Source organism: Thermosediminibacter oceani DSM 16646 (genome assembly GCF_000144645.1).
In the GTDB taxonomy this organism is placed as follows: Bacteria; Bacillota; Thermosediminibacteria; order Thermosediminibacterales; family Thermosediminibacteraceae; genus Thermosediminibacter; species Thermosediminibacter oceani.
Genome location: NC_014377.1, coordinates 473069 through 484622, shown reverse-complemented (window position 1 = coordinate 484622; position 11554 = coordinate 473069). Strand labels below are relative to the sequence as shown.

General features: G+C 49.3%; 12 protein-coding genes and 2 pseudogenes. 8 read left to right on the top strand and 6 right to left on the bottom strand.

Annotated features, from left to right (window positions below; all coding sequences use genetic code 11):
• Positions 1-43: 43 nt before the first annotated feature.
• Positions 44-454 (top strand): hypothetical protein, encoded by a 411-nt coding sequence (locus TOCE_RS02455; RefSeq protein WP_013275309.1) that lies wholly within the window; start codon positions 44-46, stop codon positions 452-454.
• Positions 455-505: 51 nt separating this feature from the next.
• Here TOCE_RS02455 and TOCE_RS02450 read toward each other — a convergent pair.
• Positions 506-1819 (bottom strand): annotated as a pseudogene (locus tag TOCE_RS02450) (IS1182 family transposase); the annotation flags it as partial.
• A 174-nt stretch (positions 1820-1993) separates the two neighbouring features.
• Here TOCE_RS02450 and istA point away from each other — a divergent pair.
• Together istA and istB are read left to right on the top strand one after the other, a co-directional pair.
• A complete protein-coding gene (gene istA / locus TOCE_RS02445) occupies positions 1994-3508 on the top strand; it encodes an IS21 family transposase (RefSeq protein ID WP_083768520.1) in 1515 nt (504 codons plus the stop codon).
• Complete coding sequence (istB, locus tag TOCE_RS02440) at positions 3502-4233, top strand: IS21-like element helper ATPase IstB (RefSeq protein WP_013275115.1); 732 nt, start codon at positions 3502-3504, stop codon at positions 4231-4233. Before istA ends, istB begins: the two co-directional genes overlap by 7 nt.
• Positions 4234-4303: 70 nt before the next feature.
• Here the strand turns inward: istB and TOCE_RS12555 are convergent.
• The 3 genes and pseudogenes from TOCE_RS12555 to truD all read right to left on the bottom strand — a co-directional run.
• Positions 4304-4450: pseudogene (locus tag TOCE_RS12555) on the bottom strand (IS5/IS1182 family transposase); the annotation flags it as partial.
• 195 nt (positions 4451-4645) lie between these two features.
• Positions 4646-5557: a UTP--glucose-1-phosphate uridylyltransferase GalU gene (gene galU, locus TOCE_RS02430; RefSeq protein WP_013275307.1), complete on the bottom strand. Its 912-nt coding sequence runs from the start codon at positions 5555-5557 to the stop codon at positions 4646-4648.
• Positions 5558-5628: 71 nt separating this feature from the next.
• Positions 5629-6792: a tRNA pseudouridine(13) synthase TruD gene (gene truD, locus TOCE_RS02425; RefSeq protein WP_013275306.1), complete on the bottom strand. Its 1164-nt coding sequence runs from the start codon at positions 6790-6792 to the stop codon at positions 5629-5631.
• Positions 6793-7127: 335 nt separating this feature from the next.
• On the opposite strand from truD, the gene TOCE_RS02420 reads away from it, so the two are divergent.
• From TOCE_RS02420 to TOCE_RS02405, 5 genes are all read left to right on the top strand, one after another.
• Positions 7128-7352, top strand: coding sequence for a DUF1659 domain-containing protein (locus TOCE_RS02420; RefSeq protein ID WP_013275305.1), 225 nt, complete (start codon positions 7128-7130; stop codon positions 7350-7352).
• 39 nt (positions 7353-7391) lie between these two features.
• Positions 7392-7613, top strand: a complete 222-nt coding sequence (locus TOCE_RS02415) for a DUF2922 domain-containing protein (protein WP_013275304.1) — start codon at positions 7392-7394, stop codon at positions 7611-7613.
• Between the two features lie 55 nt (positions 7614-7668).
• Complete coding sequence (locus tag TOCE_RS11830) at positions 7669-7830, top strand: YvrJ family protein (protein ID WP_013275303.1); 162 nt, start codon at positions 7669-7671, stop codon at positions 7828-7830.
• Positions 7831-7852: 22 nt separating this feature from the next.
• Positions 7853-8362, top strand: a complete 510-nt coding sequence (locus TOCE_RS02410; protein WP_013275302.1) for a peptidoglycan recognition protein family protein — start codon at positions 7853-7855, stop codon at positions 8360-8362.
• A gap of 76 nt (positions 8363-8438) precedes the next feature.
• The gene (locus TOCE_RS02405) at positions 8439-9032 is read left to right on the top strand and encodes a hypothetical protein (RefSeq protein WP_013275301.1); all 594 of its coding nucleotides are present in this window, start codon (positions 8439-8441) and stop codon (positions 9030-9032) included.
• A 16-nt stretch (positions 9033-9048) separates the two neighbouring features.
• Here TOCE_RS02405 and TOCE_RS02400 read toward each other — a convergent pair whose 3' ends face one another.
• Positions 9049-10491 (bottom strand): sensor domain-containing diguanylate cyclase/phosphohydrolase, encoded by a 1443-nt coding sequence (locus TOCE_RS02400; protein WP_013275300.1) that lies wholly within the window; start codon positions 10489-10491, stop codon positions 9049-9051.
• Positions 10478-11518 (bottom strand): protein-glutamate methylesterase/protein-glutamine glutaminase, encoded by a 1041-nt coding sequence (locus tag TOCE_RS02395; protein ID WP_041423831.1) that lies wholly within the window; start codon positions 11516-11518, stop codon positions 10478-10480. The genes TOCE_RS02400 and TOCE_RS02395 overlap by 14 nt, the downstream gene beginning before the upstream one ends.
• Positions 11519-11554: the final 36 nt, after the last annotated feature.

The following is an 11554-nucleotide window of genomic DNA, read 5'->3' as shown; positions in this document are numbered from 1 at the left end:
TGTGCATATTATATGGGATGAAACACCCGGAAGGAGGGTTTTTATGACCAGGGAAGAGCTAAAGAAGGTTTTGGAAGAAATAGAAACCCTTAAGGGTCTAATAAGGAAGGAACTCGGCGATGAGGCTTTTGAAGAAAGAAGTGTTTCCAGCGGCGCTTCTACGTTAAAAAATACACTGCGCCGGTCCATCAAGAGCGGAGAATTTAAAAGCACACTCCTGAAGATATCTGGTTCTCTCGATTTTACCAAGTCGGCCATAGGAAGTATATCTCAGATCGTGGAAAAAGCCCGGGAAAAAATCAACGGAGAATCAGAGAAAGCTAGCGATTTGTCCCAGATAGCCGCTATGGGGAGTGCGTGGTTTCCGATGTTCCTGAGCCTCATGCAAGCACCTGAATTCCAGAATCTGACAGCCAGCATGCTGGCGAATATGCTCAAGGACGAGGCCTCTTAGAAAATAAAAAAGCTGCTTGAACGCAGCTTCAGCTTGTAGACAAAGCCGCTTTTAGGATGCATAACCTAAAAGCGGCTTTTTGTTGAAGGCGAAGAAAATTTTTAAGAAAAACGAATGTAAAGCGGGGACTGTTGGCGGAAACGTTCCCCGTCTTTTCTTCCATAAAGCCAGCTTTTTTAAATTCATGCATGCGAAAAGAAGCGTGAGGTAATGTCCAACTTTCCTCAAGCCTCGTAGATTTGTATAGCGCATGCCATGCTTTTCCTTCGCATCGGCAAATACCCGCTCGATGGTCTGGCCGCGCATTTTGTATAGTTCTTTACCCCATTGGGTGTGTCTTATATCTTCCGCTATTTCTATGTAATGCTCCCATATATGCCGAGTTATGATTTTTGTGTAATTTTTACTTTTGGTGCACTGTAGGCGCATGGGACATTTACAGCATATTTGGGGGTTGCTCCTATATTCCCGGTATCCCGCCCGGTTGGTGGTGCTGTATTCTAATATTTGGTTGTTGGGGCATATGTAACAATCATAATATTCGTCATAGACGTATTCGCGTTTTTTAAAGTAACCATCTTTGGTCATCGGCCTCTTGTAGGGCATAACGGGAAGCGCTCCTGCCTCAATGATTTCTCTGCATATCCCGGGGGTTTTGTAGCCTGCATCAACCACTACCGCCTCTATTTTAGAAAATTTATCGTTTACTTCTTGAAATAAATCGGAGAATACCTGGCTGTCATGAACATTTCCAGGTGCTATTTTGACACCAAGGACAAAGTTGTTCCGGTCACAGGCTACAGAAGCTGTGTAGGCAAAGCAGCGCTCTTTTTCCCCTTTTTGAAACATCCCACTTTCAGGATCTGTGGTGCTTACCCTGACTTTTTTAGAGCTATTTTCTCCTTTGTTGTTATCGTCATCATCATCTTCTTCTTCAAAGGGCTTTTTACCGTTTGCTTCCCGTTCGGCGTTGATTTCTTTTAAAAGTTCTTCCTTATATTTTTGAGTCCGTTGCTTAGCGACTTTCTCGATATATTTATTCTTATTGGCACTGGCTTTTATGTGAGTAGCATCGATAAATACTGCATCTGTTTTAACAAACCCGCATTCTATTGCTTCCATCAACACCCGCTCGAATATCTTTTCAAATAGATCACTTTCCTTAAACCGCCGTTCATAGTTTTTTCCAAAAGTTGAAAAGTGAGGTATTTTTTCTTGTAATCCATAGCCTAAAAACCAACGGTAAGCTACATTGACTTCTACTTCTCTGATGGTTTGGCGCATGGAGCGGATTCCATACAATGCTTGGAGCATGAGTAGCTTAATTAACACTACCGGGTCAATACTAGGTCTTCCTGTATTTTCGCTATATAGGTGTTTATTGCATAATTAAAATGGACAGAGTTGCAAAATAAAATCCCCACTTTTGCAACTCAAAAATCCCCAAATTTGCAAAGGTCATTGCAGGCACCCCTAAAAACCTTTACCCTTGTAGTTAGGGAAATCTTAACTGCAAGGGAGGATTGGAGGATGCTCACAATGACCCATATTGATAATATCAGAAAAGCGTTCTTTATGAAAGGGCAAAATATCAGCGAGATAGCCCGGGAATTCCAAAAAGACCGAAAAACTATACGCAAGTATATTTATCAAGAAGACTGGAACACCAGGGTTAAAGTTGAAGAAGTTAAACATACCTTCCCAAAACTCGACCCTTTCAAGGCGGATATAGATCAGTGGCTTGAAGAAGATAAAAAAGCTCGCAAAAAGCAGAGGCATACCGCCAAAAGGATTTATGACAGGCTCTGTGAAAAATACCAAGATAAGTTTAACTGTTCTTACCGCACCGTAGCAGGCTACGTAGCCATGAGAAAAAAAGAATTGTACCAGGACAACTCATGTCGTCTGCCGCTGGAACATATCCCGGGTGAAGCGCAGGTGGATTTCGGTGAGGCAGACTTTTACGAAAACGGGACGCTGCATCACGGATTTTATCTGAACCTGTCGTTTCCCTACAGTAACGTAGGATATACCCAGCTTTTCAAGGGAGAAAACCAGGAATGCCTGTTTCAGGGACTTAAGGACATATTTGAACACTTGGGGGGAGTACCCCGTAAGCTATGGTTTGATAACGCCAGCACTATCGTGAAACTCTCGAAAAATGGAGAGCGCAAACTAACCGACGCCTTCCTGAGGTTCAAGCAGCACTATGGTTTTGAAGCGGTATTCTGTAACCCTGCTTCCGGCCATGAAAAGGGTAATGTGGAAAACAAGGTGGGATACCACCGGCGCAACTTCCTTGTCCCGGTCCCCAGGTTTGAAAAGCTGGAGGATTTTAACCGCGAACTTTTACGATTGTGCGACCGGGACATGCACCGCGAACACTACCGGAAGGAGGCATCCATAGCCGAACTTTTTAATGAAGACCGTAAGGCTCTGCTTGAGCTGCCTACCGTTCCTTACGAGGTAGCCGGTTACATAACAGTCAAAACCAACGCCTACGCCAAATTCAGCTTGAACGGTGGAAAGCACCTATACTCTACCGCCCCCAAATACGCCAACAGCCGGGTGCTTGTAAAGATAACAGCCCATGAGGTCATACCGCTGGATGAGAGCCACCGGGAAATCGTGCGCCACCGGCGGCTTTACGGGGACAACAAGCAAGAAAGCATGGACTGGCTGCCATATCTTACCCAGCTTTCCCGCTGTCCGGGAGCCCTTAAGTATTCGGGAATATACAGCATGCTGCCGGACCCACTCCGGGAATACCTCGACGGCTTAAGCAAAAGTGAGCGCGGCAAAGCGCTCAAGGCTTTGGCTGTGCTTTGTACCAAAAGCAGTTTTGAACAGGCTGTGAACGCTGTAGCCGAGGCTCTCCTTTACGGAGTGCAGGATTTAGACAGCCTCGTAGCCATCCATAACAGGATAACGGGTATAACCCCGCAGTTGGAGCCGGTAAAGATTCCGGAAGGGGTTCCTGAACTCACTGCATTCCGCTTCAATGCAGAAGACTATGACAAAGCCTTTCTGAAAGGCGGTGCCAATTTATGCTGAAGGACGAAATCGCCGCCTGCTGTAAAGCATTAAAACTCAGCCGCAATCTAGTGGAAAACTGCGACAAGATCGAGGCTCAAAGCCATGAAGAATACCTGCTGAAGCTGCTAAGATTAGAACTGGAGCACAGAGACGCAAGCCGAAAGGACAGGCTTTTGAAAAATGCGGGCTTTTACACGATAAAGACCTTTGCCGGCTACATATTCGATGAAATCAAACTCCCGCAGGGGCTTACACCGCAGGACCTAAAAGATTGCAAATTTCTCGAAGAAAAGAAAAACCTGATCCTTTACGGCAACGTGGGAACCGGCAAAACCCATCTTGCCACCGCCATCGGTGTGGAGGCCTGTAAAAAAGGCTACAACGTAAAGTTTTTCCGCACTGCAGCGCTGGTAAACCGGCTGGTGGAAGCCCGGAAGGGAGGTGAACTTTCCGGGTTACTGAAACAGCTTTCCAAACCAGATCTTCTGATCTGCGACGAATGGGGCTATGTTCCTTTGGACCGCGAAGGAGCGCAGCTACTTTTTCAGGTGATTTCGGACTGCTATGAACGTCGCAGTGTAGTAATTACCACTAACCTGGAATTCAGCCGCTGGGCGAGCATTTTCTACGATGAGCAGATGACAGCAGCAATGATTGACCGGCTAATACACCACAGTTACCTATTGATCTTTGATGGTCAAAGCTACCGGATGAGGCAATCACTCATGAGGCAATTAAGTTAACATAAAAATTCCCCACCGGTGCCTGGGGAAAAACCTTTGCAAAAATGGGGAATTTCCTCTTGCAAAAAACACTATATAGGTCTTTTACTTCATCATAAATGAAATTAAAGTCGATGCTTTCTTCTACTGCCCTAAGGAGATGGTCTTGAGGTACTAAGCTATCGATGCTTACTAATTCTACCTGCTCTATTATTTCTCGATTTTTCTTCGTTAACATTTCATCGCCCCACAATATTTTTGTATCTTCTTTAATTTTACTAAAAAGCTGATGATTTTTGTACTAGCTTTTGCAAAAAAAGACTGTCGACAGTTACTTTGTCGACAGTCTGAAGCTGCTTGAACGCAGCTTTTTTATGCTATATACGTATAATTTTACATTTTATAAGTCCGCATCTTTTCCATCCTCAGCGAATCAGTCCGAATTTTTCCCCGCAGCCGCTTCGCAGTACCCGGCCTGATCCTCCGCCAGCAGGCCGAGCAGGTATTTTCTAAACTCATCCCGGAGTTCTTCCCTTTTCAGGGCAAATTCCACGGTAGCCACAAGATACCCCAGCTTGTCCCCGACGTCGTATCTTTTCCCTTCAAAGGTATAGGCGTAGATTACTTCATAGTTTAAAAGTTCTTTTAATGCATCGGTAAGCTGGATCTCGCCCCCGGCCCCTGGTTTTGTATGTTCCAGGATTTCAAATATGCGAGGGGTTATGATATACCTCCCCATTATCGCCATGCGGGAGGGGGCTTCCTGTTTTTTCGGTTTTTCGATCATGTTGTTGACCTTGTAGATGCGGTCCTCGATAAAGGCCCCGTCTATAATTCCGTACTTGCTCACGTCGTCTTCCGGAACCTGCTGGACTCCCAGGATCGAGCAGTTATACCTCTCGTAAATATCCATCATCTGTTTCAGCACCGGTTCCTTTGAGCACATAACATCGTCGCCCAGCATGACGGCGAAGGGCTCGTCGCCCACGAAGGTCCTGGCGCAGTAGATGGCGTGCCCCAGCCCTCGGGGCTCCTTCTGGCGGACGTAGTGGATGTCCACCATGTTGGATATTTCCTCGACTACCCTCAATAGTTCTCCTTTTCCCTTTTTCTTCAGCTCCAGCTCCAGTTCCACCGACTTGTCGAAATGGTCTTCGATGGCCCGCTTGTTCCTGCCGGTGATTATGAGGATTTCCTCGATGCCCGAGGCCACCGCTTCTTCCACTATGTACTGGATAGTGGGCTTATCCACTATCGGCAGCATCTCTTTGGGCTGGGCCTTGGTTGCCGGAAGAAACCGGGTACCGAGGCCAGCGGCAGGTATGACGGCTTTTTTTATTTTCACTAAAAGTCCCCCCTGGATCTTTCCATAAATTGTTTAATTTAATAATATCATAATTTTCCATATATGGAAAACTATATACCCAAGGATTTTATAAGCATGGTGGCAAAAGAGCCCGGAGGCAGGGTGAACTTTATCGTAACCTTCCGGTAGCCAGCGTAGAGGCCGTCTTCCTCGAAGGGGCCTAAGTATAGATCCTGCGGGAATACTATCGCCGGCCTCATGAAGGACTTGAAAAAGGATTTCCTTATCTTTTTCAGGTTGAAATCCGAGGGTTTTACCCCCCGCTCCGTCAGCACTTCGTCCAGCGCTTTTTTCACTTCCGGGGCGGCTTCGGGTATTCGGGAAGACACCGTGGGTATTTCCAGCTTCTTCAGGGCTTTCAGTTTCCCGGGCGGAAGGGTCCTGTAAAAGGTGTAGTCCATGATCTTTCCCTTCACCGTAAAGAGCTCACCGGCAAAGAGGGGTAAGAGCTTTTCCAGGGTTCTGTTCCAGAGAAAGCTCTGGTAGGCGGAAAAGAACATGGAGAGCTCTTCCTTTGGGATGGCGTTCAGTGCTGCCGCAAGGTGCTTTTTGCTTTGCCCTTCCAGCAGGATTTTGATTATATCCTTTTCTACCGGAGTCCGGCAAAGCGGCAGTATATCCTCCCACCTGCCCCAGAGCTCGGCTATTTTTCGCTTCCTTGCTTTCTCCTCCCGTTTGTCCTCGGGGTGCACTGTGGTAAAGTAAAGTTTCAGAGCCCCATTGTAGTGCTTTTTTATTATCCTCTCGGCGATAAACTCTCCCGGGTCCTCCACGCTTCCGAACCGCTGGTCGTCGAAAAAGTTCGGGTATCCGAACTCTTCCACTTCCGATAGCCTCGACTTGATTCCATCCACACTGCCGGGGTTTATCCTGCGCAGGGTTATCTCGAAGTAATTGCCCTCCAGCACGGCCGGGGATACGAAGTCGTCGGCGAAACCCACGAACTGAAGCCTCACGTTGGGCTTTTCAAAGTGAAGCTCATATTCCCGGGGAACCGAGATATACTGGTATGTCAGAGCGTGCCGGTCCTTCCTGCCGCCGGACCCTATTTTCGAAAGGGGGACTTTATTTTCCCGGGAAATAAATTTTAGGGCGTCCATGGTGTTCCAGTGCCTTTTTTCTAAAAGGTATATGCGGTACGGCCCGTCCGGAGCGTATTTTATGTCGGCAAGTTCCTTTACTATAAAGTCTTCGGGGATGACCTTTATTTTCAAGTTGCCACCTTCTTACGTTTAAATATAGATAAAATAAGGCCCGAATCCATTCAGGATGGGCTGATTCTCTGGCAAATATTGAAAGCCTTGCGTATATTATACCATATTTTTCATTAAAGTATAATGAACCGGCTCCGGCGGTGTAAAGAATCTAACCAGTAAAAGCCTTTCGCCGGGGTAGTCGGACCAAAACATTAAAATTATGTACAGCTCGTCTCCGGCCGGTGAGCCCGCCCGCTCCCGGCCGGTTTTTTTGTTTTTCCGTAGTCGGAAGTATAATGAAGGTGAAATCGCAAGCGGCGGCCGAAAGGGGCCGCAGAAAGGAGGTGAAATCGATGGCGGTTATCGCAACTCCCGTTGAGGCCACCCTCCAGATTGTGGTCCAGACCGGGACCGGCGACAACGGAAGGCCCATCACCAGGACCAGGTCCTTCAGGAACCTGAAGACTTCGGCTCCCGACGCCGACGTAATGGAAGTGGCCAAAGCCCTGGCCGGCCTTCAGAACTACCCGGTGGACTCCTTCAGGAAGGTGGTGGAAATCGAGCTGACTGAACAGTAATGCGGCGCATGCTAATTTCAGGAAAGGAGGTGCAAAAGCATGGCCCAGATCCTCGAGATGAGCTTCCAGAACGAATCCGGCAGGACCACCCGGATCCAGATCCCCGACCCGAAGGAAAACCTCACCCCGCAGGAAATACAGCCGGTAATGGACCTGGTAGTCTCCCGGAACCTCTTCGCCACCAGCGGTGGGGACATCGTAAAAGCCCTGGGGGCCAGAATTCTCATCAGAGATGCCGTGGAAATCATACCCGGCGAGTAAATCCTTCCCCGGGCTCCGGCCCGGGGTTTTAATATTGAGACTGGAGGTGGGAGATATGGAAGATTTCATGGCTCAGGTGGCCAACGTGGGGTTTCCCATCGCCGTCTCCGTATACCTGCTGGTAAGGATCGAGGCCAAAATGGAAAGCCTCACGGCGAGCATCCACGAACTGGCCATGGTCATAGAGGGGCTCAAAAACCCCTCCAGAAGCGCGTGATATTTCGGGGAGGTGATATATTATGGAAAGATTTTACCCGCGCTTTATCGTGATCCATCATACCGCAGGCCATGACGTTTCGGCTTTACAAATCAACAGGATTCATGCGGCCAGGGGCTTCGGCGTGAAAATTACGGAGCCCCTTTCTCTCGTCGAGGAGTACAGGGAACGGGGATTTCCCTGCTGTAACGGCGGCGTTGTCATCAGCATTGGCTACCATTACCTTATAAGGGCCGACGGCAGCGTTGAAAAAGGCAGGCCCGACTTCGCGCCGGGAGCCCACTGCACCGCCTCAGGGATGAATATGCGGTCCATCGGCATCGCTCTGACGGGAAACTTTTCTTCCCGGGACAACCCCTCCGGCAAAAAGGGACACCCCGAGCCCACCGCCGCCCAGCTGAAGGCTTTAAAAAAACTCGTCAGCTTCCTTATGGATGTCTACTCGATCCCGCCTTCGGGGGTGCTTGGCCACTCGAAGGTACCGGGAGCCAGGACCGAGTGCCCCGGCGATAGGTTTGTTTTTTCTTTTTGACCTTGACACCGAACATGTGTTTGGATATAATTGTCTTAAAGTTTCGCCTTCGCCAGAATTTGGGAGGTGGTGAAAGATGAAGGATACGGAGGTTCTGATAAAGGCCGGCATTGCCGCCGTGGTGCCGGTATACGAAGCCGGAGCAGGAAACGTAACTTTGGTGATTACTTCGGACGGGAAAGAGCATTTGATAGGGAATACCACAAGGACCGTGATAAGGCGGATCGCCAGAGCTTACGGGGTGGATCTCGCCGCCGTCAGGGAAAATTACGGCAGGGCCGTCAACAGGAGAAACTACGTGCCGGTGCCGCTTTCGCCCTCCCTCATACTCATCCCCGTGAAATTCCGGGAAAGGCCCCTGGGAGAAAACGACGGCACCGTTGGCTATCTTTCCTATTACGAAATCCGGGACATCGAAGAAAACGGCTCCTTTTGCCGGGTACTTCTCGCCTGCGGGAAGTGGCTGAGGGTCCTTTTAGGCAAAGCCACCCTGCTGGAGTATATGAAGGACGCGAGACTCATTGCGGGAATCTATGAGGAAAAGCACCGGGTGGCGGCAAAGGCCGAACAGGTCCGGGAGCCGGAACCCGCTTGCCTTCAGGAAAGCGGAAAATTGAGGGAGGAACTGATAAACCTCCTGGTAAGGCTCCTCAGTAAAAGCGGCGGATGAAGAAATCATCCGCCGCTTAAATCACCGGTCCCATTTCGGTAAATAGTTTCACCAGGTCAGGATCGAACTGGGTGCCGGCGCACCTTTTTAATTCTTCTACGGCCTCCTCGTGGCTCAACGGTTTCCTGTAGGGCCTTTGGCCAACCACGGCTTCATAAGCGTCTATTATGGCAAAGACCCGGGACAGGAACGGTATTTCCTTTCCCCGCAGCTTAAAGGGGTAGCCGCTGCCGTCGTAATGTTCATGATGGCTCAGGATTAGGTCCGCAATCCCGGAAATCGACGGCACGGAAATGGCTATCCTGTAGCCGGCGACGCAATGCTTTTGCAATATTTCCCTCTCTTCCCAGGTCATCCTCCCTTTTTTAACCAGGTTCGGCGGAAGGCTTATCTCTCCTACGTCGTGATAGCGGCATAGCAGTAAAAACTTTTCCATATCCTCCGGCGGAAGATCGAGCTTTTTCCCAAAGGCCTCGGCGAGCCTTATAAGCCTTTCTATACGTTCTTCCCGTGCACGATTGCGCTCCTGGAGCTTCCTGGTTATAATGCGAGCTATGGCATTTTTGGCAGACCGCCTCTTCAGCAGCTTGTTTGTATACATATTGCAGCGTGCTTCGTTGAACACTTTGTAAATGTCCTGAAAGCCGTGGTGCTTTACCGAGTAGCCAAAAGATGCCGACAGGTGCAGATCTTCATTTTTCGAATTAAAATTTTCGATCTTCGCCATGATTCTCTTTATGAAGGAATCAACGATCTTTTCATCGCAACCCCTCATTATAATGCCGAATTCGTCGCCGCCTATCCGTGCCACCACGTCCTTTTCCCGGCAGCTGCTCTTTAGGATGTCGGCAAAGGCCTTGAGCAGTTTATCCCCGGCTTCACTGCCCAGCACATCGGTTATGAGTTTCAGTCCGTCCAGGTCGTACACTATTACGGCCGCCGGCAGCTCGTCGGTTCGGCGGAGTTTTTTCAATTCTTTTCGGAACATCCACCGGTTGTAAAGGCCGGTGAGCTCATCGTATATGTTCAGTCTCAACTGAACCTGCTTTCTTTTGGTTTCTGTGATGTTTATATGGCAAATGGCCGCCGCGACCGGATCCCAATCGATCCTGGATACCACCATCAGGTACCACCGGTCCTCGCTCTCCGAGCGGCAGGGGTATTCCAGGTAAAACCCTTCGCTTTTTCCCTCCAGGACCTCCCTTATCCCCTCCCGGGCAGCCCTTGCCACCTCCGAATCCGTATGTTCATTTCGAACGGCGTTTTCCAGTACTTCTAAATAATTGACTCCGGGACCCACCGTGCCAACGTTGTCAATACCATTCTTTAGGGCAAACTCCTCCCATCTTTTGTTCACCAGCAGAATTTCCCCGCTTTCTCCTATGACGCACAGGTTGACGTTAATCGAATCTAACAAGGTTTTTAAAAAATCGACTGTAACCCCGTCACTCTTTTGCATTTAACCTCCTCACTCCTGTCAGTTCGGTTATTTTTGCCGGTATCTCGTAACTCGGGAGGATAAACTCTGCCCCTCCTCTTTCAATTGCCGCCCGGGGCATTCCGAATATTACCGCTGTCTCTTTTGACTCGGCAATCGTCCTGCCACCGGCTTTTCTTATTCTTACCATCGCCCCGGCTCCGTCATCGCCCATGCCTGTCATCAGAACCCCTATGGTATTTTCCCGGAAAATGGTGAGGACCGAATCCATCGTGACATCCGCCGAAGGCATGAATCTGTATTTCGGGGTATCGGTCACCACCAGCCGGAAGCCATTTCTTTCGCTTGAAAGAAGCATATTGTAGCCCCCCTTGCCCACATAGCAGGTGCCGGGTTTTACTTCCATGCCGTCCTCGGCTTCCACCACCTTCAAAGCACAACGCTCATCAAGCCTCCTCGCTAAAGGGCCTGTGAACCCCGGAGGCATGTGCTGCACCAGGAAGATGGCTGCATTTATATCGGGGGGAATGAAAGGGAGAACGTGCATTATGTTCCTGGGGCCCCCGGTGGAAATCCCGATGACCACGGCTTTCATTTCTGAAGTGAAATGTATGCCGGGCGCCGGCGGATTTACCGGTCTTTCCCGGATATCCCGGGCGTTATAGCCGGCCTTCACTTTGGCTATTATTTCATCCGCGAATTCCTTTATGTCGGGCGATATGCTCCCTCCGGGCTTTGCCACGAAGTCAAAGGCGCCGAGCTCCAGAGCCTTGATGGTCACGCTGGCGCCTTCCCGGGTCAGGGACGAAAGCATCAAAACATTGCCCAGTTTTTTTTCACGGATCTTTTTTAAAGCAGAAAGCCCGTCCATCTCCGGCATATTAACGTCCAGCGTAATGACGTCGGGTTTTAGCCTTTCGGCTTTCTCGACGGCTTCCCTGCCGTTTCCGGCGGTATCCACTACCTTTATTTCGGGGTCCTTTTCCAGCAGGTCCTTTATAATGAGCCTCATCAGCGCAGAATCATCCGCTACCAAAACCCTTATCACGACGAACACCTCATGGATTTCACCCCGTCCCATAGT